The sequence below is a fragment of the Streptodolium elevatio genome (genome assembly GCF_040649515.1).
GTDB lineage: Bacteria > Actinomycetota > Actinomycetes > Streptomycetales > Streptomycetaceae > Yinghuangia > Yinghuangia elevatio.
Window position 1 is genome coordinate 1 of sequence record NZ_JBEZFP010000105.1, and the last position, 21,714, is coordinate 21,714.

Here is a 21,714-nt window from a genome sequence, read left to right on the forward strand (position 1 = left end):
GGCCCGCCCCCGCCCCCCCCCCCCGGCCCCCCCCCGACCCCCGTCCGTCACGCGTCGATCGCGTCCAGCAGCATCGGCAGCGCCGCGTAGACCTCGCGCTCCCAGTACTGCCATTCGTGCTGGCCGTAGGTCATGCACACCGTGGCCGCGATGCCGCGTGCCGCCAGCTCGTTCACGAAGTCGTGGTTCTGCCCGCGGATCGCCCGTTCGACGAAGCTGCCGACCCCGTCGAAGCCCTTGGGCGGAGCGGTGGCCTGGCAGCGGCCGGGTGACGGCGTGGCGGTCTGCGCACCGTTCCACACCCAGCCCGGGTCCACCGTGTTGCCGTTGCCGAACGACACGAACAGCGGTGTGCCGCGCAGCCCTTCGGCCACGCCCAGCGCGCTGTTGTCGATCCAGCGCTGCTTCTCCCGCTCGTCCGACTGGACGTTCGTGTAGAACGGGTAGCCCGGTTCGCCGTTGATGCGCTTCCAGTCGACGCCGCACTGCAGCGCGCCGGCCTTGACGACGCTGGGACCTTGGATGGCCTCCTCCGCGTCGTAGTGCAGCATGTTGACCGCACCACTGATCGAGGCGACCGCCTTGAAGTGCCCGGGGTGCTTCCCGGCGAGCATCATCGCGCCGCCGCCGCCCATCGAGATGCCGAGCACGGACCGCTCGCCGCTCGCCCGGTACTGCGACTCGAGGATCTGGCTGACCTCGTCGACGACGTAGTCCTCCCAGTTCGGCGGCTGCGACTCATCGTCGTAGTTCCACCAGTTGGTGTAGGAACTGCACTTGCTGGTCTCGGGCATGACGACCATGACGTCCTCGTCGGCGACCATCTCCTCGATATGGGTGTCGGTCGTGTAGCTGGTGTGGTCGCCACCGCCGCCGTGCAGCATCCACAGCGTGGGCCACGTCCGGTTCGCGGTCTTGGACCAGTTCTTCGGCAGCAGCACGCGCACCCACTTGACCGTCATGTTGTCGGTCGACGGCGAGTGGATGCCGATGTCGATCACGCGCTTGCCCGGGTTGGTGCTGTTGTCCGGGTAGAGCGGGAGGTTCGGGTACGCCTCCCACCACACGCTCGCGGGATTGGTGGTCGGGGTCGCCTGCGCCCCCGGCGCCGAGAGGCCGAGGCCGCACAGCAGGGCGAGGACGAGGAACCACCCGGTGAAGCGGCGGCGCGGTACGGCGCGGGGCCCGGACCGTCGTGCTGGTGCGACTGGACGCATGCGCGGAACTCCTTGGTGGCCGACCGGGGAACGGCGGACTGCGGCAGGAAGCCTCGCCCAGGCGACACGTGTCGCACAAGACCGGATTTCAGTCGAACGATTGAAAGAATTTGGACGGCGGTGCGGACACCTGTCAGCGGCCGCGGAAAACGTCCAGCAGGAACCGCCGGTACGTCAGCGCCGCAAAGCCTTCGACCTCGGCCCGTGCGGCGTCCAGGGCCGCCGCGGCGCCCCGGTGCGCGTCGCCGGCGGCCGCCAGCACACCCTCGGCGTCGCGTACCGCCGCTGCGGCGCGCGCGACGTCACCGGCCCCCGATCCCTGCAGGCGGCGCTCCTCGGCGGCCAAGTCGGCGTCCAGGTCCGCAAGTTCGTCCAGCGCGGTGGTCCGGGCCCGAGCTGCCTGCCGGGCGAGGTCGAGCCGCCGGTCGGCCCGCCTGCGATGCAGTTCCTGCGCCTCCTGGTACGGCAGCACCGCCGGCAGCCGGATCCGCAGCTCCTCCACCACCTCGTCGCGCCACTCCTGGAGCCCGCGGGCGAGAGCCGGGCTCATGCCGTCGATGCGCACGGTGCCGCCGGGACGCGACACGACGGCCTGCGCACGCCGCTCGGCCGACGTCGGCACCGCGGACGTGACCCTGGTGAAGTCGGCCGCGGTCCGGACGCCTTCGTCGCGGAGCACCGCCGCAATGCGGCTCCCCAACATCTCGGCGGGGATGGGGTGGCGGCGCAGTCCCTCGTCGAGCGCCCGGTCCTGGAGCGCCCGCAGCGCGAGCAACTCCTCGCGCCCGCCGGAGCCTTCCAGCAGGACCCGGCGCTGCTCGACGGATTCGAGCACCTCGGCGAGCCGCTTCTCCACCGCCTCGCGCTCGAACTCGTAGCGGCTGTGCAGCAGCTTTCCGTCGGCGATCTGCCGTGCGGCGACGTCGGCATGCGCCTGGCGGGCGTCGTCCCAGGCCGCACGCGCCCGCCTGACGCGGAGGTCGGCGAACCCGACCAATTCCTCGGCGTCGTCGACGACCGTCAAGGCCGTGTCCCGGCGCCGGAGTTCCGGCGAATCCCGGTACGCCCGCCGCGCCCGCCCGTGCGCCGAGGCGGTCACCACCCCGCCTGTCGCCACCGCGGCAACGGTGGCCCACACCCACGGGCCCGCAAGTGCGATACCCACTCCGGCGACGGCGGCGAGCACCACCAGCGCAGACAGTGCGGTACGCAGGCCCCAGGTCAGACGCGGCGGCACGGTGAGGAATCCGGGGAGGGGCGCCGTCGGGGAGGCGGCCGCGGGCGCACCTGTGGGGCCCGAGGTCGACGCCGTGTGCGGAGTCGAGGCGGCGCTCGCAGGAGAAGCGGCGCCTGGGTTCGCAGCGGCAGTCGGCCCCGAGGCGGCAGCCGGAGACGACGTGGTCGACTGGGACGCGTTCGCGGCCGACGCCGCTGCGGTTGTCGCCGTCCCTCGCGCCCCCGGGTCCTTGGGCCTGCCCGAGCTCCCAGGACCTTCGGGGGTTGCGGCAGCCGCAGTTGCCGACGGGGACGCGGGTGACGGCACCGGCGTCTCCGCTCGCGTCCCGTCCTGCGTTCCGTGCTGTGCCCCGTGCTGTGTCCCGTCCTGCGTGCCGTTCTGGGTCCCGTTCTGGGTCCCGTTCTGGGTCCCGTCCGGCGTCTCGCTCCGGGTCAGGGCCTCGGCCAGCCACGGCGGCAAGCCGCCGCGTCGCCCCGACACCCGGACGATCGGGTCGCCCACCGGCCCCGTCTCGGCCATCGGCCGCGTGGCCCAGTGGGCGAGGCGCGCCCACTCGTCGGTGAGCGCGGGCGACGCGCACGCGGTGGCGGAGAAGCGGTCCGACTGCGTCGGCGCCGTGAAGTCCTCGGCCTTCAGCAGCAGATGCTCGCCGCCGTCCTCGTGGAAGGTGCGCCACAGCCACGGCTCGCGGGCGAGCGTACGCAGCGTCAAATGGATCAGGTGGGCCGAGAACCGGTCGAGGCCGGGACCGAAGTCACGCGATCCGCGCAGCGGGTGCTGGTAGTTGCGGTGCCCGTGTTCGGCGGCGGGCAGCCCGGCCAGCGACGGGACGTACATGCCGTCGTAGTCGATGAGCCGCAGGCCGCCGTCGGGCGCGACGATCAGATTGCCGTGCTGGAGGTCCCCGTGCGCGAGGCCGTGGGCCTCCAGTTCCCCCGCCACCCGCGCGAACCGGTCCGCGAGACCTTCAAGTGCCGCCCGGTCGCCGAGATGATCTTCGATCCACGGGATGAGACCGGTGCCCTCGACCCACTCCATCAAGATCACCGGGAACCATTGGCCGCCGACCAGGATGCCGCGCCGGACGTACTCGACGCCGACCCGCCAATCGGCGTCCACCGCGCGCAGTGCGTCACCGATGGCCCGGTAACGCCGCAGGCGTGCGGGGACCGCGCGCGTGAAGCATTTGACGGCGAACTCCCGCCCGGCTGTCCCCGCTCCGGAGGCGTTCGCTCCGGTGGAGGTGATCCGGAACACGCTGCCGAAGTTCCCCGACACCGCCCGCGGCATCCGCAGCGGACCCATCGCGACCAGGCCGCCGGCCACCGTCGGATGGGCGAAGCAGAGCGTGGTGTCGCGGATCGCCTCGCTGTAGTCCGCACCCGTCGGGTACGGCCCTTCTTCCCCGTCCGCGACGGCCCCCGTCACCCGCCCGCCGTCGGCGGTCACGTGGCCCGCCTCACCGGGGCTCGATGCGGATCAGTGTCACGTCGTCATTGCGCAACTCCCGGGCGGCGCGGCGGCGTTCGATCCAGGAGGCAAGTTCGCGGGGCGACGCGGAGTCGAGGACGCGAAGTGCGTGCCAGGGCTGTCCGCCTTCCTCCCGGCTGCGCAGGAACCATGCCGCCAGGGCGTCGCTCGCCAGGTAGAAGCGGTCGCCCAGGATCCATGAGCCGCCGACGACCCGTACGTGCGCCTCGACCGCGTCGCGGTCGTTGCCGTGGCTGGCCGCGAGTGCCGGGTGGTTGTCGAACTCGTCGGACCTGTCCAGCGGGAAAGCGAGCCGCAATTGGTCGCCGCGGACGTGGAAGAGGCAGGTGTCGCCGAGTGCCGCCGCGGACCAGGTCCCGCGCGCGGGCGCCCAGCGGTGCGCGGCGAAGTGCGCGACCAGCAGGGTGGCGTGGGCGCCGCGCTCGAATCCGGGGCGTTCGTACCAGGCGAGCGGACGGCCGCGGAGTTCGCGCGCGTCCTCGTACCGCTTCATGAGGTCGGGCCAGCGGTTCGCGGCACGGCCGAGCACGTCGGCGAACCCGGCGCCGGTACGCAGGAGTCCGGTCGGCGCGCCGCCCGCCTGCCGGACCAGCACCTCGGCCCAGCGCCGGGCCAGCAGGCTGTCGGAGGCGCCGTCGGATATCGCCGCGCGCACGCTGGTGACCCTCCCTACCCCGCCCCGTCGGCAGGTCGGCCCGGGCGGCGGCAGCATGCTGCGGTCGGCGCCGATGACCGCACTGCCGCCTTGGACGGTCGGGACGCCGCGGCTCCCGACCCATGCGGCGTCCTCGTACTCGTGCGGCTCCGCTCCGCCCTTGTGCAGCGCGAGCACCGTGACGTGGGCACGCATGCGGCCGCTACCGGATGTCCGCCGCGCGGGTGCCGATGTCGAGGAACTGGACCACGGCGGACAGGTCGGCGTTGAAGACGAACCCGTGTGCCCCGTCGGCGACATCGGTGCCCTGCTCGGTGGCGTACGCACGCATGCCGGGCGGGAGTTCGCTCGACATGGCGTAGAGCAATTGCGCGTACTTGTCGGGAAGCTCGTCGCCGGGCCCGGGGAACGCCACAGGCGTCGCGCGGTTGGTCGATATGTGCAGGTTGAACATCAGCGCCTCGCCGTCGGCGGTGACGTGGTAGCGCAGCCGGGTGGCGGCCTCGGCCGGATTGCCGTCGGTGGACTCGCCGTCGGTGAGGTTGAGCACGATGGGCGGGAAGCCCTCGGGGTGGGCGTCGACCCAGCCCTGCACGAGCTTCGACGCGGCGCCGACCGCCTGGCACATGGGGGTGCCGCCGGACGCGACCGGCTCGACCCAGACCGGGACCTCGACCGTGCGCTCGACCAGACCGCCCGCGCCGTCCGGGACCTTCCGCGTCCGGGCGTCGAAACGGGCCGGGTGCTCGACGATCTCGCTGAGCGGCACCAGTTCACGGCCCGCGAGGCCGCCGGAGAGCGCGGGCAGCACGGTGTGGCCGTAGCCGATCACCGCGATGTGGAAGTAGTCGCGTACGCCTTCCTCCTTCGCGCACCGCACGGAGAGTTCGAACAGCAGCCGGTTGAGCGCGTCGGCCACGACGTCGGCCTTGCGCGGCGGGGTGGCGGGCGTGTCCGACGCGGCAGAGCCGCCGCCCTCCCCCGGTGCGGTGCCGATCGGGTCGTCCATCGAACTCGACTGGTCGATCAGGAAGATCAGGCAGCCGGGGTGGGCTCGGCTGATCTCTGCGGTGTACGGCATGCTGCGTCCCCCAGGGCCCCGTGGGCATGGCGCGGTACCGGCGTTCCGGACTCGCTCCAGCCTAGGTACGGCGAGTCTCCGCAGTCCAAGGGACTTTCCTCCGGCTCCCGAACACCCGGGAATATCGCACCCGGAATGTCGCACACGGGGTGTCATGCCGCGGGATGGCGCGCGTCGGCCTCACGGTCACGTCTCGGGCCCGTGCAGGGGGCTCGGGACGGTCTCCGGAGGTCCGGGGCGCCGGCCGGGCAGCCGGTCGCGGTTGGGACTGTGCCGGGCCAGGCGCGGACCGAGCAGGTCGAACTGGGCGTAGCGCTCCTTGAGGTCGGGGAACCGCTGCTGGTAGCGCGCCACCTCGGCGCGGACCAGGGCCCAGAACACCGGCTCGGGGACCCCGAGATCGTCGTCCGCGAGGGCCGAGAGGTGGCGCAGTGGGCCGCCGAACAACCCGCCGCCGAACAACCGGCCGAGATCAGCGGGGCGGTACGCGGTCCCGTGGCGGCCGGGCCCGTCCGCTCCCCACGCCTCGACCGGTCCGCCGTGGCGGCCGGGGGCCCCCGGGGCGGCGGCGGTCGCGAGCGGAAGGCCATCGGTCTCGGGGAAGGGCGTACCGTCCGCGTCCACGCAGGCCAGGAGCCCGCGCGCGGTGTCGCGGACGGCGAGGCGCACCGGGACCTCGCCGGCGTCGGACACCACGACGAGCGATTCGCCGAACGCGGGAAGGGCCAGCCCGTAGCGGTAGAGCAGGTGCAACAGCGGCGGCAGAAGCGCGCTGCACAACCAGCGCAGCCATTCGCGGGGCGCCAGACCCGAACGCGCCACCAACTCGGTGACCAGCGCGCGCCCGTGGTGGTCTCGGTGCAGCAGAGCCGGGAGCGGGCGAGCGCGTTCGCCGGCGTCGAGGCGGGCCGCGAGTGGTTCGCTCCACGAGGCACCGAGCAGCGCTCGGTACGGGAGCCCTCCCGCGTCGTCGCGTACCGCGTCCAGATGCGGGTGGCGCACGGTCACCGAGGCGAGGTCGGCCAACAGGATGACGCGGCTCTCGCCGTGCAGGAACGGGTCGGCGTGATAGCGGTCGACGAGCCACCGCGTGGTCTGCGGCGAGGCCGGCGTCGGCCGCGAGACCGGGAGGCACAGCGGGGTTTCGGGGCCCGCGAGGGGAAGCGCCACGTCCCGGCGCCCGGGCCGGTCGAGGTTGGTGAAGCCGCCCGCCGCCTGACGTGGGAGGTAGCGGTCCGGGCCGCCGTCGCCGAGCGGGACGATCCGGCCGTGCGCAAGGTCCTCGGCGAACAGCGGCAGCACGATCTCGTCCCATTGCCACGGGTGCACCGGCAGCCAGATGTAGTCGGCCGGGTTCAGGCCCCGGTCGCGGAGACGGGCCTTGAAGCGGCGGCGCGTGGACGGGTCCAACTCCTCGGTGAGGAGCCGTTGTTCGGTGAGGTCCGGGGAACTCGTGTGCCACCCCGCGACGGCTCGGTGCACGGCGGCCCACGGCAGGCGGATCGGGTTGCGCGCCTCGGGCGCCCACCGGGTGGCGTCGGTGGCGGAGAATCCGGGCCGCACCCGGTCGGGCACAAGGCCGGGCCGACCGCCCACCCGGCCTTCCAGGTCGAGGTAGGCCATGTCGGCGAGTTCGGCGGCGGACGGGCGCTCGCGGGCGTCGTCGCGGGCCGCGACGAGCAGCGCCACGCTCACGTCGCGGACCAGGCGCGCCGTCGCGTCGGGGCCGAGCCCGAGTTCGGCGCGGGCGTCCACGATCAGCCGGGCGGGGTCGGTGGCCGGGGCGGCGGCTCCGTCGGCGACCCGCAGGACCGACCCCGGCTGGATGCGCCACGCGCCGAAGGCGCCGCGCCGGGCACGGAAGGAGTAGACGGCATGACCGGCGAGTTCGAGCCGGTAGCGCGGGGCGGGATGGGCCACGGAGTGCGCGGGGGAAGCAGGGGCAGGTGGCCGGCCGTCACCGACCGCGGTGGAGGATTCCTCGCCGGCTCCGAAGTGCGCCGCCTCGGCCGTGTGTACGTCCGGGCGCACGTCCGAGTCGGTACCCGAGTCCGCGTCCGTCCGCGTGCCGGATTCCCGGGCATCGGGGTCGGCCTCGTCGCGGATCGGGCTGAGCAGCCCTTCGTACGCGTATTCGGCGAGCAGTGCCAGCAGGAGCCCGGTGGATGCCCGCTGCCAGGCGGAACCGGTGAGTTCGGGGAAGTCGGGCAGCGGCACGGGCCCTCCTGAGGTACGCGGTGGCGCGGTGCCGGGCGCCAGCCGCGGGCCGGTTGGCACACGCCGAAAGTAATGCAGGATCCACCGGACGTCAGCCGGATACCGGTCGGATCATCCGGTCGCGCGGGGCAAGCCCGGGAGTTCGGTGGGTGGCGCCGGAGCATCGGGCGTACGGTCCGCGCGGGTGTGGCGGAGGGTCGCCGAAGAAGATCGCGTGCGCCGAGTGGGCAAGGCGGGGCGGGACGGAAGACCGGGCAGTGGTAAGTCGGTTGGGAGCAAAGGCAATTGCAGTGTGCGGGGATCAACTGGGCGCCCGCCCGGTCAGCGGGTGGCGTGAGGTGGGGCGTGAAGTCGTTGCGTGAAATCAGGTCGTGGAATCAGGCTTAGCCGGGTGGGAGCGCGGCTGACGCCGACCCGGCACGGCGGTCGGCGCCCTCGGCGGCGTCGGCGCGGCAGCAGGCCGGGAGCGCGCCCCGCGGTTGTCCGGCGGACGATCCGCGGGGGCGCTCCCACTGTCGGTTCGTGGCGGCTCGGCGGGGTGGAACCCGGGTCAGGTTGCGGCGATGGGGTTCGCGATGTCGACGTAGACGGTCCGGTTCGTGTGTGGGCCCGGCGGCGCCGCGAGGCCCGCGACGCGCGTGCGCAGGTTCGCTTTGCAGCGTAGCCGGGGCGCGTCCAGCAGCGTCGTGATCAGGTCACCGGCAAGAAGCCCTTGGCCGGCCTGCTCGTGCGCCGTACGCACCTGCCGCAGGAACTCGCGTACGCGCGCCAACAGCCGTGTCTCGTCGGCGAGTCCTTCGGCGCCCAGCGCACCGACGAGGCCCAGCACGTTGTTGACGCCGACGCAGTAGCCGAGCCGTTCGTCGACGACGGCGTCGGTGGACCACGTCGCGGCGTCTTCGCGTACGTCCGCGGGCAGCCACCGGGCGAGCGGCGCGCCGCGCGCGGCCGAGAAGTGGTAGCCCTGGTTGCCGCGGTAGCGCCCGCCGATGGGCCAGCCGTCGCCGTCGAGGACGACGAGGGTGTTCTGCTGGTGGGCCTCCAGGCCGAGCCCGTACTCGGCGTACAGCCACAGCACGGGTGCCACCACGACGTCGAGGTAGCGGCCCAGCCAGGTGTCGGCGACCTCGGCGGGCGGGCGCCCGGTGTGCACCGCGAGGTGATGGACGGTACGCCCGAGGAGCGAGCGGCGTGCGGGGCGGTCGGGTCGGGACGCGGTGAGACCGGCAACGCACACGACCCGGTCGCGGGGGCCGAACGGGTTGTCGCGTACGACGAGTTCGAGCCCGCTCTCGCATGTGCTGCCGGGCGCGCGCAAGGTGAGCCAGCCGAGGTCTCGGACCACGTCGAACCCGGGGTGGGCGCCGTGCAGCACACGTTTGAGGCCGGCGTCGAGCATGCGGTGCACGGCCAGTCCGCGCCGCATCTCGGAGCGCAGGTTCTCGCGGCGCGAGTCCGCCACCTCGGCGCCCAGGGAGGTCTTGAGCATGACCGGCGCGTCCGCGCGGTAGAGCGTGCGGACGGACGACGTCGGCGACCACGCGGGCCCGGCCGGGCCGAGGTCGTGCAGCAGCCCCGCGTCCAGCAGCGCGCGGACGCCGGGCCGGGTGGCGGCGTCCCGGGCCTGCCAAGGGTGCGCGGGGAAGACCACGGTCCCCGCCGGGCGTTCGAGGCCCGGTCCGGCGAGGGCCGCGAAAATGGCCGGGAGTGGCCCGATCAGGTCTTCGTCGAGCTGCACGATGCCGGGGTCCGCGGCAAACCAGTGCAGCGGGAAGCGGCCGCGCAGCTCCGGGGAGAACCGTTCCGCCTCGGCATCGTCGACGCCTTGCCGGCTGTGCGGGGTGGGGTGGAAGGGGTGTCCGAGCAGCAGCGCCTGCTCGGCCTCGAGGAACGGGGTCGGCGCGGTGGCCTCGCCGGCCCCGTGTGGCGGGCCGGGTTCCGCTTCCGGCTCGGGCGTCCGGGTGTCCGGGACACGCGCATCGTGCGGCCGGGTGTCCGGCACGCGTGCGTCGTGCGCCGCGGAATCCTCGGTCCGAGGGCCCGGCGGTGCGGCCTCCTCGGCGTGCCGGACGATCAGGTGGCGCGCGGTCCGGCGCACCGAGTCCCCTACGCGCGCGGCGAATTCGGCCGCGATGTCGGCGCGGCGGTCGGCGCACAGCAGGGCGGCGAGCGCGGTGGCGTCGAGGGCGCCGCCCTCGTCCGCCTCGGCGATGCGCACCGGGCCGAAGCGGTGCCAGCCGGTCGGCGAGCGGTATTCCAGCGCCACTTCGACCACGGGGCCGTTGTCGGCGAGTGCGACCCGGACGACGGGTCCGTCGCGTACCACCACGCCGTCCTCGCGCAGAAGGCAGCGCAGCAGCGCTTCGACGGCCGCCTGGTCGGCGGCCTCGGTCAAGTCGGCGTCCGACGGCGGGCCGCCGGGGTCGGGCACGGGCGGGAGGGTGGGCGATCCGGGCCGCTGGTGCGCGACCCGCGTCGCCGGTACCTGACCGGATGGCGACATAGGCTGTACGGACCTCCCCGTGGTCGACAACGGCCGTGCGGTGGGGCGGTGTTCGGCGGCGCACCTGCTTCCGGTCGGCGAGCCGGGCGACGCGCCCGGCAGGCCTTTCCGCGTGCCTGCTCCGTGTGCTGTTCGGAGAACGGTAACCCATTCCGCGGGAACCGAAGGGCACAGCCACCCGTCCAACCCAACGATTCGCCGAACCGCCCGGGTTCCGCCCCGGGTGGGTCGCTACCATGCGAAGTGCGCCTGCCGGCGCCGCGGTCCCCCGGGCCCGAGGCATCGTCAGGCGGCCGGAATGGGGGGAAAGTTCCATCTCCGCGTGTCATCCGAAGGGGGGGTCCTTCCGGATCGCGCGGTCACCCGTCACGGCCGACGTCGCATCACCCTGCCCGCACATGCCTGTGCCGGCAGGGCGTTCCTACATGGACCGGCTTGGACACGGAGACGACAAATGAATGGCTACTGGGGTCACCAACGACGGTCGTCGTCCCCTCACCACATGCCCCCGCCGTACGGGCCGGGCGGCGCGCCCGGGCATCTGATGCCCCCGGGCCCGCCACCCCGTGGCGGCGACCGCAGCGGGAAGCTCATGGTGCTGCTCACCCTCGTGGGCACGATCGCGACCGTCGTGAGCGTGCTCCTGGCCATGGGCGTGGGCCCGTTCGACCTGTCGAACGGTACGGACGACAAGTCCGCCGCGCCGGTCGCGCCGGTCGCGAACGACGCCGGAGGCAAGCCGACCCTGGAGGGCTGGGTCGTGAAGGTCAACGAGGTCTGCGGCAAGGAGACGACCGAGTTCACCGACCGGCTCCAGGCCAAGGACGCCGCCCTGGACGCCGGCGACCTCCCGGGCTACGCCGCGGAGTTGGCGCAGTTGTCGCGCCGCATGGACGGCATCGTGACGCAGCTCAAGGCCGTTCCGCTGCCGACCGACGACGACGCGAAGCAGTGGCGCGACAAGTACATCCAGCGGGCCGAACTGCTGTCGGAGAGCTCCGCGCAGGCGCTCCTCGCGGCGGAGCCCGGGACCGACGAAGCGGACGTGCAGGACGCCGCCAACGCGTCGGACGCGAAGCTCACCGAGTTGGACACGCTGGACAACGAGGAGATCCGGCCCCTCGCCGAGAAGCTCGGGGTGTCGTGCCCCTGACACCCTCCCGAATCCTCGCGCCGAACCCCGCAATGCCTCGCTTGGAACCCGGAATCAGGAACACGGAACCCCGAACCCGGGACCGCGCACGGAACCCCGTCCGAAGTCCCGTCCGGGATCACGCCCGAGATCCCGGACGAAGTCCCGTCCGCGGTCTCGGCCGAAGGGCGGTCACGCCACCGGCCACGGCAGGATGACCCACAGCGTCTTGCCGTCGGCGTGCGCCTCGATGTGGATCTGCCCGCCGGTCTCGTCGACGATGCGGCGCACGATCAACAGGCCGCGCCCGGACGTGTCGTCGACCGTCTCGAGCAGCGCGACGGGCCGGTACGGGTGGCGGTCGCGGACCCCCAGCCACAGCCACCCGTCGTGCACGGTCAGGGTCACCACGATCTCGGGCGACACGACGGCCGCGTGCTCGACGGCGTTGGTGATGAGCTCGGAGGCGATGAGGCGGAGCCCGTACCCGAGATCGTGGTCGCCCGGCAGTCCCCAGTAGGTCAGATGGTCGGCGAGGGCACGCCGGGCCTGCGGGACCGCCGCGGACTCTGCGGGCAGCGTGAACCAACAGGACCTGTCGTATCCCAGAGTCACGGGGCCCACCTCCTCGCGCGGTGGTCCAGCCTAATGCCCCGGACGGGGGTCCGATCATGCGCAACCGAGACGACACGTACCGTGACCGCCCGCTTCCGGTGGCGCGCCACGGCGTGCGCCACGGCGCGGACCATCGCGCGCGCGATGCAAGCAGATTGACGGATCGTCACATGAACACGAAACGTTGATCGATCGCGTGTGTGAAATACGCGGATCGTGGGCAAGACCGTGGCGTCTGCGTATGTGACGGCGCACCCGAGGGGTGTGCCCATATCCGCGCGTTGCGGTGTCGGAGCCCCCGTCCAAGATGGCTCCGGCAACCGCCGCTCAGTCCCACAGAAGGGTGATGCGGGTGGACGACAACCTGGACGCGCTCGAACGGCTCATGCTGGCCAACCTGCTCGAAGGCCGCCAGCCGCGCCGTCGGGCCACCACGATGCCCCGGGCACAACGCAACTCCGACTCCCGGCAGTCCGCGCCCCAGCAGCGCAACCAGTCCCGTAACCAGCCCCGGCACGCGCCCGCGGCGCGCGCCTCGATCCCCGGCCCGTCGGCCCCGCCCCAGGTCTCCGACCTGCGGCAGACGCGCCTTCTGGACATCGGCCGGGTCATCAAGCAGATCGACCCGCGTACGACGCCCGAGTGGCGTTCCGAGATGGCCGCCGCGTGGGTGCGCCTGAACCTGACGGCCGCACAGGTGCACGGGTGGCTGACCGCGGGCCTGCTCCCGGCGCAGCACGAGCTCGCCAAGGAGTGCATCGAGCGGGGCCTGACGCCCGCCGACATGAAGTCGCGCATCGACGGCGTACGCGTCGTGGAGCGCCTGCGCGGCGACGGTGTCGACGGCGTGGTGGACATTCTGCGGCGCAACGGCTGGAAGCCCGCCGCCACCCCCACGGCAGCCGCCTAGCGGCAGCGGGTCTGTTCCGACACGCGCGGCCCTGGGCGCGTTGACTTCATTGCAGACCGCATCTAGTTTGCGGCCATGCCACCAGGGGATACCGCCGGCATCGCATCGCCGTCCCACCCGACTCCCGGGTCCCCGACGTCCGAGTCCTCGGCGTCGCCGTCCCTGACCCGGCGCCAGATTCTGCTGGCGTTCTCGGGGTTGATGCTCGGCATCCTGCTCTCGTCGCTCGACCAGACGATCGTCGCCACCGCGCTGCCGACGATCGTCTCCGACCTCGGCGGGCTCGACAAACTGGCGTGGGTGACCACCGCGTACGCCTTGGCCATGGCCGTGTCGACCCCGGTGTACGGCAAACTCGGCGACCTGTTCGGCAGGAAGTACCTCTTCCAGACCGCAATCGGCGTGTTCCTCGCGGGTTCGGTGCTGTGCGGGCTCGCGCAGTCGATGGGCACGCTCATCGCTTTCCGGGCGATCCAGGGGCTCGGCGCGGGCGGCCTGATGAGCAACGCGCAGGCCATAGTGGGCGATCTCGTGCCGCCCGCCGAACGCGGCCGGTACCAGGGCCTCATCGGCTCGATGATCGCGCTGTCCACGGTCGGCGGCCCGTTGCTGGGCGGCCTGCTCACCGAGGCGCTGTCGTGGCGGTGGATCTTCTATGTGAACCTGCCGCTCGGGGCGATCGCCCTCGTGGTGACGAGCTTCGTGCTGCGGCCGCCGGCGTACCGCCGCGAGCGCAGACCGCTCGACTGGCTCGGCGGCGTCCTGCTGTCGTGCGGGACGGCGGCGCTGATCCTGTTCACCACGTGGGGCGGCACGACGTACGCGTGGGGCTCCCCGCAGATTCTGCTGCTCGTCACGGCGAGCGCCGTGCTGCTGTCGTCGTTCGTCTTCGTCGAGACTCGGGCGGTGGATCCGCTGATCCCGCTGCGGCTGCTGTCCCGGAACGCGGTGGTGCGGGTGGCGTGCCCGCTGACGCTGGTGGCCGGCTGCCTGTTCATGGGTATCGGCACGTTCCTGCCGCTGTACGAGCAGATCGTGCACGGGAAGGGTCCGACGGAATCGGGGCTGCTGCTGGCCCCGATGATGCTCGCGATGCTGGTCAGTTCGACGGTGTGCGGCCGGGTGGTGTCGCGGATCGGGAAGTACAAGAGGTTCCCGGTGGGCGGGACGCTGCTGGCGGCGCTCGGCCTCGGGCTGCTCGCGACGCTCGGCGCCGGCAGCCCGTACTGGCGACTTCTGGTCGCCCTCATCGTGCTGGGGCTCGGACTCGGGACGATCGGCCCGGTCACGACCCTCGCGGTGCAGAATTCGGTGGACCACCGCGACCTCGGCGTGGCCACCGCGCTCAACGCCTTCTCGCGGTCGATCGGTTCGTCGTTCGGGGTGGCGCTGCTGGGTGCGGTGTTCACCCGTCGGCTGGCGGACGGTCTCTCGGCGTCCGAGGCGCAGGCGCTGGGTGGCGACCACACCACGATCACCCGCGAACGGATCGACGCGCTGGCTCCGGAGGCCCACGCGGCCGTTCTGGACTCGTTCGCCGACGCGTTGTCCTGGGTCTTCGCCACGGCGGTGCCGCTGGCGCTGTGCGGTTTCCTGCTGGCGCTCGCGTTGCGTGAACTGCCGTTGCGGAAGGGGCCGACTCCGGTGCTCCCGGCCGAGCCGGCGGCTACGGCCGGTACCGGGCCGAAGCATCCGCCGGCGGGACGACGGCCGCCGGCGACGCCACCGCCAGGGGAGCGCGGGCGGGACTGAGCGGTTCGGGCAGGCGCATCGCCGGCCGCCCGGTACGGAAGCACGCCACGACGTGCAGGTCGACGAGGTCCATCGCGGCATCCCACACCCAGTCCTGGGGGTTCGCGGCGAGCAGGGGGTTGGCGGCGAGACTGCGTACGGCCAGTTCGCTCAGGTCCGCGACGAGCGCGTGCCGTCCCAGGTCGGCGAGGCCGGCGAGCAGTACGGCGATCTCGCCGACGCGGCGGATCGCGGGTCTCTGTCGGCCCGCGAGTGCGACCGCCATCGCACGTATGCCGGGCAGGTCCGGTCCGCTGCCCGGAGCGAGCGCCGGTTCAAGGCGGACCAGGTCCACCCCGCGCGGCCGGGCGGCCGCGTCGACCACCGCGGCCTCGGCCGCGAGGAGCGCGACCAGCGCGTCGTCGAACTCGTCGGCCCCGACGACCGCCGCGGCGGTCAGCGCGCCGCGGCCCGCGTCATCGCACGAAACCCCCTGCGGTGTCCCGGGTTTGCCCTGGATCTTCACAAGATTTCCCATGGCCACCATGCAAGCCGAGGCGGACCGCCGGCACCGGAAACCTTGAGACGAATCACCCGAACGAGGTACGACCCTCGCTTACCGGAGAGCAGTCCGGGTCAGGGGCGGAGAGAGACAGGGTCGGGGTCGGCATCGGGGTCGGCGTCGGGTTCGGCCAGTCGACGGCGGCGATGACGTCGGCCAGGTCCGCCAGTCGCGCTTCCGGGTTCAGGCGCATGACGATGTCCTCTGCCAGCGGCCGAAGTTCGAGCACCTGACGGAGCGCCGCCGCGTAGAGCTCCACCGCGTAGTAGTCCTCGGCAGACGCCCGGAACGCCTCGGGGTCGCAGTCGAGGAACAGCTCGAAGAGGTGCGCGACCCCATCGGGGTCGCCAGACGTGCCTTCCGGGAACTCGACGTCGCCGACCTGCCACTCCGCGTCGGCATGGGTGCGCTACAAGCACGCGGTGAGCAGCGGCGTGCCGCGCGGATCGCAGAGGCCGGTTCCTCGACGTACGGTCGGAGCATCTCCGGCACTGAGTCGACCAATCCGGGCCACGGCGCGTCCTGGCCGTACCGGCTCACGGGTGACTCGTGGTCGAAGCCGCGAATGTAGGCGCCCGCCGCGGGGACATCACGGGGAACTCGTCGCCCTACCCGTTGGTCATCGAGAACAAGTCCTCGCCTTCGAGCGGGGCGCCGTGGACGGTACAGCGCACACCGACCTCTCCGGGCGGAGGACGGCGCTTCTCCGGACGCCGCGGCCGCGCCGTCAGAGTCGGGCTTGGATCAGCGCGTGGCGTCCGCTCGTGCGCCACCCGGGCTCGTCGGCGTCGAGGCGGGCTTCCGTCGCGGCGTCGAGGCCGACGGCGACGTCGGACTTGAGGGTGCGGAGCGCGGCGACCGGTCCCGGGAAGTGCGCGACGGCGTCCGCGAAGGGCCGGGTGGCCGGCCAGTGCCGGTCGCCGACCAGGCGGCGGTAGTTGAGATCGCCCTTCATGACGGTGAGCGTGGCGGCGGCGAAGTCGCGGCGGAGGTCGTCGGGCATGTCCGCGTACCCCAGGGGCGCGCACGAGAACGGGTGCGCACGCACCACCAGGCAACCGGACTCGACCTCCCGCCACAGGCGTTCCCCCACCTCCGCGGCGGCGCCGGACGCGGAGCGGAGGCGGCGCAGGCAGGCGTACGTGTCCGCGGGTGTCGCGTCGGACACGTAATAGGGGTGCGGCTTGACGTGCAGGACGACCGCTTCGGCGAGGCCGGTGTGCAGCAGGTGGTCGACCAGGACGAGGTCCGGGAGGAGTTCCGGCCCGGCGTTGTCGGCGACCAGGCAGACGCGTCCCGGACGCGCGGCGAGGTGCTTCCAGATCGCCTCGCGCCCGTCGGCGAGCAGCGGCCCGTCCGGCCCGCTTCCCCGGCCCGCCGTGATGCGGAATCCGAGGTCGGCGCGGTTGCCCCAGAGCGAGGCGGTCAGCAGCGCGTCGCCGAGCGCGCGGCCGCCGGCGGATCCCGGTGCGGACTCGGGGAGGTCGTCGAGGCCCGCCAACTCGGCGTCCACGGCGCCGCCGTGCAGTTCGGCCGCCTTCGCGGGACCGAACGGGTCGAGACCGTGCCAGGTTCCCTGGTCGAAGTAGCCGAGCGCGCCGAGCAGCCGCCGGTAGAAGTAGCTCTCCGCCCAGAGGAACGACGTCTCGCCCCACGGGCGGCCGTAGCGTCCGGCACCCCAGGCGGCCCAGCGTCCGGCGTCCGGCGCGTCGGCCGGCAGCGGGCGTACCGTTCCGGTCAGCGTCTCGTCGAGCAACTCCCCCAGCGCATGCCGCTGTTCGGCGGTCAACGGCAGGTCGGTGCCGAGTTGGTGGATCAGTCGGGGATGCCGCTCGTGGAAGACGCCCCAGGCGAACGAGCCGGGGACGTCCCACATGACCTCGGCGCTGGATCCGGCCATGCCACTCTCCTCGACGCAGCCCGGCAGATGCGTCGACCCTAGCCAACGCTCCGCCGTGCGCCCCGCCGCCGCTCCGCGGACGCGGCGGTCAGGTCTTGCCGGGCGACGCCTCGGGGCTCGGGGCGGGCGGGGCGGAGGTGGGAGGAGCCGAGGGCGCCGGGGTCACAGGGGGCGCGGGCGGGTCGACCGGGTCGCTGGGCGGCCCGCCGGCCGACGGCGGCGCCGGCGGGTCGGGCAGGTCGTCGGCGCCGCCGAAGGACGGCTCCTCCGGGCGTACCGACGCCGCTTCGACGGGCGGGAGCGGGACGCCGCTGTGCCGGTCGCCCGGTGCGGGCGCGGGCGCCGGAGTGCGGGGGCCGGGGCGGGAGTTGTCGCCTCCCGCGGGGGCCTTGCCCGGAGCCGCGCCGCCCGCGGGGTCCTCCGCGGGGACCGCGCCTGGCGCCGGGACGTTGCCCGCCGGGGCGACCTTCTCGTCGGCGCCTCCGCCGCACGCCGTGGCCGCACCCGCAGCCAGGACGACGACGGCACACCAGGATCCGACGCGGCGCCGATCCATGCAACAGCCTCCAGAAGTTCCCGTGGCGGCGCCGACGGCGCCGTGTCCCGGAGTACGTTGACGCGCGCCGCGACCGCACGCCAGTCAGAACGCCCCTATTCATCCACACGAGTGAAAGTCCGGGCGCAACCACCACCCGAACGGACAAGATCGACTTAACATCACCGAACCTGACTAACCGGAGCAACCGGGCGAGACGCCCAACGCGTCTTAGGAAGACACAGGCGCGCTCCGCACCTGAACGATCCGCGGGAGGTCCCCCGTGCACCTGTCCCCCACCGGCACCGCCCCGTCGCCTCCGCGGCGACGCGCACGCGTTTCCCGTACGACCCGCTCCGCCGTCGCGACCGCGGCGGCCGGCACGTTCGTCGCCTTGGCCCTCATCCCGGTCACCGCCGCGAACGCCGCCACCCCCGCCGCCGTGCCGCGCACCGTCGCGGCCGCACCGATGACCGTCTGCGGCGAGCCCGTCCCCGCCCCTACGTACCTGACCAACATCCGCACCGGCAGGCACGCCACGTTCGACCGCATCGTGCTCGACTTCTCCGGCGGTCTCCCCGCCTACGGCTCGATCGGCGGCCCGGACAAGCTGGAGTACTGCGGCTCGGGCCAGACCGTTCCGCTGACCGGCACCGAGTACACCGAGATCACCACGAACTCCGCCGCGCACGACGAGAACGGCAACTCGACGTATCCCGGCGCCCGGCTCGTCTACACACCGCACCTGACGAAGGTCACCGGATTCGCGGTCACCTGCGACTTCGAGGGCCACCTCAACGTCGGGTTTGCCACCAAGGCCGGCGTCACGGAGATCCGCACGACCACGCTCACCAACCCGAGCCGGATCGTCGTCGACGTCCTCCACTGACCCGCACCGAAAGGAAGGGCCTCACCAGGCGGCCGGGTCGGCGTCGACCAGCAGGCGGACGACCACCCACAAGGCGACCAGCCCGGCCAGCCACCCGAACACCGCGAGCCGGCGCGTCAGTCGGCCGCCAACGACAACCCCGACCGTTCCGGCCGCCCCGATCACCGGGGCGGCCACCCACGGCAGCGTGCGGCGGATGTGCGCGCCCAACTCCGTGCACCACCACGCGTCGATGCCGTCCGCGCAGTTGCCGTCGACGGCCAACTCGACGCCCAGCGCCACGGCGCTCACCAGCGTGGCCGACCACATGAACAGCAGGACCGTCGCGAGGATCGCGGCAGGCGGCCGATCGCGCGGCGGTTCGCGGACGAACCCCCACTCGTCGACGTCCAGTTCGACGTATCCGCCGCCGAGTTCGGGGGGCCCGGCCCGGTCGGCTCCCCGTCGGCCCGTTCCCGCTCGGTCGGCCCCTGCTTGGTCGGCCCACGCTTGATCGGCCCACGCCTGCGCGGGCACATAGAACCGCTGGATCCGACGTGACCGGCGGTAGACGGATGCGGCGGAATGCCTCGGCGGCGGTTCCCACTTCGTCATGCGCCCCATATTGGTGCGCGGCGCACACCTTCGGGCGATCTCCCGGCTAAATGGTCATGCGCCGTTCCACATCGGCGAGTTCATCGGTGCTGAGCAAGCGGGGCCCGCCCATGCCGCAGGCGCGTACGTAGACCTCGCAGAGCCACTCGAGAATGCGGGTGCGCTCGAACGCCTCGTCGAGGTCGGTGCCGAGGGTCACTCCGCCGTGGTTCGCGAGCAGCGCCGCATGCCGGCCGCCGTGCAGCGCGGCGCGTACGTTGCGGGCCAACTCCGGTGTGCCGTACGTGGCGTACTCCGCGACGCGTACGTCGTGCCCGCCGAACAGCAGCACGTTGTAGTGGATCGCCGGAAGGGCGGTCCGCGTCGTCGACACCACCGCGCCGAAGACGGAGTGCGTGTGCACGACGGCGCGGGCGTCGGGCGCGGCCTCGTACAGCGCCAGGTGCATCGGCGTCTCGGAGGACGGCGCGTGCGCGCCTTCCACGACCTTGCCCGCGAGGTCGACCACCGGGCAGTCGCCGGGAGCCATCCTGTCCAGCGGCACACCGCTCGGCGTGACGGCCACGAGGTCGCCCTCCCGCACGCTCAGGTTGCCCGAGCTGCCGACGACGTAGCGCTCGCCGACCGCGCGCCGACCGTACGCGCACAGCTCCGCGCGCGCCTCTTCCATGAGCACGGCGGCCCCTCCGTCTTTCCTGTCGCGGGGCGGTCCGAGGGCTCGGGTGCCGGTCAGATGCCGCCGTGGCGACGATCGTACGTCTCGGGCTCGGCGTCCTCGCCGACGGTCACCCGCACCGCCTCGAACAGGCCGCGCGGCCGTGACCTGCGGCGTTCGTGCTTGGCCGCGGGGTCGTCGCGCAACTCCTTCACGAGGGCGACGCACAGCGCCATCATCACCACGACGAACGGCAGGGCGACCAGGATCGTCGCCTGCTGGAGGCTCTCGAGGCCGCCCGCGAGGAGCAGCACCGAGGCGACCGCGCCGATGAGCACGCCCCAGATCACCACGATCCACGAGGGCGGCTTGAGCGATCCGTTGCTGGTGAGGGAGCCCAGGACCAGGGACGCGGAGTCGGCGCCGGTCACGAAGTACAGCGCCACCAGGACCATCGCGACGGTGGCGGTCAGCCCGTACAGCGGCATCGCGTCGAGCATCGCGAACAGCGCGCTCTCCGGCCCCTCGGCGGTCTTCGCCACGAGGTCGGCCTCCCCGGTCTGCTGGATGCGCAGCGCGCTGCCGCCCATCACCGCGAACCACACGGTGCTGGCGCCGCTCGGCACGAGGAGCACGCCGACCAGGAACTCGCGGACCGTCCGGCCGCGCGAGATGCGGGCGATGAAGGTGCCGACGAACGGCGCCCACGACAGCCACCACGCCCAGTAGAAGATCGTCCACGTGCCCAGCCACTCGGTGCCGATGAAGGCCCCGGTCCGCGTGGCCATGGTGGTGAGGTTCTGGAAGTAGTTGCCGACGGACGAGGGCAGCACGCCCAGGATGTAGACGGTCGGTCCGACGACGAACACGAAGACCATCAGGAGCACGGCAAGCACGACGTTGGCCGTGCTCAGCCATTTGACGCCGCGGTGGATGCCGCTGAACGCCGACACGACGAATGCCGCGGTCAGCGCACAGATGATGACGACTTCAAGGCTCTCGGTGTCCTTGACGTCCATGGTCAGGTTGAGGCCCTTGGCGACCTGGAGCGCGCCGAGGCCTAGCGACGTCGCGGAGCCGAACACGGTCGCGAAGATGGCGAGCAGGTCGATCGCCTGCCCCGGGCGGCCGTTCGCCCGCTCGCCGAGCAGCGGGACGAAGGCCGAGCTGACGCGGTTGCCGCGGCCCATGCGGAACGTCGCGTACGCCAGCGCGAGGCCGGCGACCGCGTAGATCGCCCACGGGTGCAGCGTCCAGTGGAACAGCGTGTACTGCATCGCGGCCCCCGCGGCGCCGCCGGTGCCGGCCGAGACGCCGGAGCCCGGCGGAGGTGCGGCGAAGTGCTGGATGGGCTCGGCGACGGCGTAGAACATCAGGCCGATGCCCATGCCGGCGCTGAACATCATCGCGACCCAGGCGAGTGTGCCGAACTCCGGCTCCTCGTCGTCGCGGCCGAGCCGGATACGCCCGAAGCGGCTCAGCGCGAGGTAGACCGCGAGCAGCAGGAAGACGTCGGCCGCCACCACGAACAGCCAGCCGAAGTTGTCGATGACCCAGGTGAGCGCGGTCCCGGTGGTGCTGTCGAGAGAGTCCTGCCCGAACACGCCCCACAGGACCACCGCGAGGACCAGGCCGAACCCGAGCGCCGCGACGACCGGATCCACGACGGCGCGCCCCGATGGAGGCGCGGCGCCGTGGGTCCCGCGGGGATCGTGCCGCTCCGTGCCGTCGTTGGTGCTGGCCACAGGACCTCTGCATCCGCTCGGGAACGTAGGGGCTATTGCCGGGTT

The 21,714-nt window shown here is 72.8% G+C and carries 18 protein-coding genes; 4 read left to right on the plus strand and 14 right to left on the minus strand.

The window, feature by feature from the left end:
* Nucleotides 1-47 precede the first annotated feature (47 nt).
* From AB0C36_RS31015 to AB0C36_RS31040, 6 genes are all read right to left on the minus strand, one after another.
* Nucleotides 48-1,217: an alpha/beta hydrolase gene (locus tag AB0C36_RS31015; protein ID WP_358360541.1), complete on the minus strand. Its 1,170-nt coding sequence runs from the start codon at nucleotides 1,215-1,217 to the stop codon at nucleotides 48-50.
* 133 nt (nucleotides 1,218-1,350) lie between these two features.
* The gene (locus AB0C36_RS31020) at nucleotides 1,351-3,903 is read right to left on the minus strand and encodes a hypothetical protein (protein WP_358360542.1); all 2,553 of its coding nucleotides are present in this window, start codon (nucleotides 3,901-3,903) and stop codon (nucleotides 1,351-1,353) included.
* Nucleotides 3,904-3,913: 10 nt separating this feature from the next.
* Nucleotides 3,914-4,795, minus strand: a complete 882-nt coding sequence (locus AB0C36_RS31025; RefSeq protein WP_358360545.1) for a hypothetical protein — start codon at nucleotides 4,793-4,795, stop codon at nucleotides 3,914-3,916.
* 7 nt (nucleotides 4,796-4,802) lie between these two features.
* Nucleotides 4,803-5,681, minus strand: a complete 879-nt coding sequence (locus AB0C36_RS31030; RefSeq protein WP_358360548.1) for a vWA domain-containing protein — start codon at nucleotides 5,679-5,681, stop codon at nucleotides 4,803-4,805.
* 186 nt (nucleotides 5,682-5,867) lie between these two features.
* Nucleotides 5,868-7,898, minus strand: coding sequence for an IucA/IucC family protein (locus tag AB0C36_RS31035; protein WP_358360551.1), 2,031 nt, complete (start codon nucleotides 7,896-7,898; stop codon nucleotides 5,868-5,870).
* 550 nt (nucleotides 7,899-8,448) lie between these two features.
* Entirely contained in the window at nucleotides 8,449-10,329 is a 1,881-nt protein-coding gene (locus AB0C36_RS31040; protein ID WP_358360553.1) for an IucA/IucC family protein, read from the minus strand.
* Between the two features lie 574 nt (nucleotides 10,330-10,903).
* Here AB0C36_RS31040 and AB0C36_RS31045 point away from each other — a divergent pair.
* Entirely contained in the window at nucleotides 10,904-11,554 is a 651-nt protein-coding gene (locus AB0C36_RS31045; RefSeq protein ID WP_358360555.1) for a hypothetical protein, read from the plus strand.
* Nucleotides 11,555-11,725: 171 nt separating this feature from the next.
* On the opposite strand, the gene AB0C36_RS31050 is transcribed toward AB0C36_RS31045, so the two are convergent.
* Nucleotides 11,726-12,148 (minus strand): ATP-binding protein, encoded by a 423-nt coding sequence (locus tag AB0C36_RS31050; protein ID WP_358360558.1) that lies wholly within the window; start codon nucleotides 12,146-12,148, stop codon nucleotides 11,726-11,728.
* A 352-nt stretch (nucleotides 12,149-12,500) separates the two neighbouring features.
* On the opposite strand from AB0C36_RS31050, the gene AB0C36_RS31055 reads away from it, so the two are divergent.
* A complete protein-coding gene (locus tag AB0C36_RS31055; RefSeq protein WP_358360561.1) occupies nucleotides 12,501-13,058 on the plus strand; it encodes a hypothetical protein in 558 nt (185 codons plus the stop codon).
* A gap of 75 nt (nucleotides 13,059-13,133) precedes the next feature.
* Nucleotides 13,134-14,810, plus strand: coding sequence for an MDR family MFS transporter (locus tag AB0C36_RS31060; protein WP_358360564.1), 1,677 nt, complete (start codon nucleotides 13,134-13,136; stop codon nucleotides 14,808-14,810).
* Here the strand turns inward: AB0C36_RS31060 and AB0C36_RS31065 are convergent.
* The 4 genes from AB0C36_RS31065 to AB0C36_RS31080 all read right to left on the minus strand — a co-directional run bounded on the left by AB0C36_RS31065 (nucleotide 14,725) and on the right by AB0C36_RS31080 (nucleotide 17,807).
* The gene (locus AB0C36_RS31065; RefSeq protein ID WP_358360566.1) at nucleotides 14,725-15,327 is read right to left on the minus strand and encodes a hypothetical protein; all 603 of its coding nucleotides are present in this window, start codon (nucleotides 15,325-15,327) and stop codon (nucleotides 14,725-14,727) included. The two genes, AB0C36_RS31060 and AB0C36_RS31065, sit on opposite strands and share 86 nt — an antisense overlap.
* A gap of 52 nt (nucleotides 15,328-15,379) precedes the next feature.
* Nucleotides 15,380-15,610, minus strand: coding sequence for a hypothetical protein (locus tag AB0C36_RS31070; protein WP_358360568.1), 231 nt, complete (start codon nucleotides 15,608-15,610; stop codon nucleotides 15,380-15,382).
* 468 nt (nucleotides 15,611-16,078) lie between these two features.
* Nucleotides 16,079-17,251, minus strand: coding sequence for a damage-control phosphatase ARMT1 family protein (locus tag AB0C36_RS31075; RefSeq protein ID WP_358360570.1), 1,173 nt, complete (start codon nucleotides 17,249-17,251; stop codon nucleotides 16,079-16,081).
* A gap of 88 nt (nucleotides 17,252-17,339) precedes the next feature.
* On the minus strand, nucleotides 17,340-17,807 hold the full coding sequence (locus tag AB0C36_RS31080; protein WP_358360573.1) for a hypothetical protein: 468 nt from the start codon (nucleotides 17,805-17,807) through the stop codon (nucleotides 17,340-17,342).
* A 262-nt stretch (nucleotides 17,808-18,069) separates the two neighbouring features.
* Here AB0C36_RS31080 and AB0C36_RS31085 point away from each other — a divergent pair, with 262 nt between their 5' ends.
* Nucleotides 18,070-18,675 (plus strand): AMIN-like domain-containing (lipo)protein, encoded by a 606-nt coding sequence (locus tag AB0C36_RS31085; protein WP_358360576.1) that lies wholly within the window; start codon nucleotides 18,070-18,072, stop codon nucleotides 18,673-18,675.
* Nucleotides 18,676-18,696: 21 nt separating this feature from the next.
* On the opposite strand, the gene AB0C36_RS31090 is transcribed toward AB0C36_RS31085, so the two are convergent.
* The 3 genes from AB0C36_RS31090 to AB0C36_RS31100 are packed head-to-tail and all read right to left on the minus strand — an operon-like array spanning nucleotide 18,697 to nucleotide 21,669.
* The gene (locus AB0C36_RS31090; protein WP_358360578.1) at nucleotides 18,697-19,269 is read right to left on the minus strand and encodes a hypothetical protein; all 573 of its coding nucleotides are present in this window, start codon (nucleotides 19,267-19,269) and stop codon (nucleotides 18,697-18,699) included.
* 46 nt (nucleotides 19,270-19,315) lie between these two features.
* Nucleotides 19,316-19,939, minus strand: a complete 624-nt coding sequence (locus AB0C36_RS31095; protein WP_358360606.1) for a class II aldolase/adducin family protein — start codon at nucleotides 19,937-19,939, stop codon at nucleotides 19,316-19,318.
* A gap of 59 nt (nucleotides 19,940-19,998) precedes the next feature.
* On the minus strand, nucleotides 19,999-21,669 hold the full coding sequence (locus tag AB0C36_RS31100; RefSeq protein WP_435839152.1) for a BCCT family transporter: 1,671 nt from the start codon (nucleotides 21,667-21,669) through the stop codon (nucleotides 19,999-20,001).
* Nucleotides 21,670-21,714: the final 45 nt, after the last annotated feature.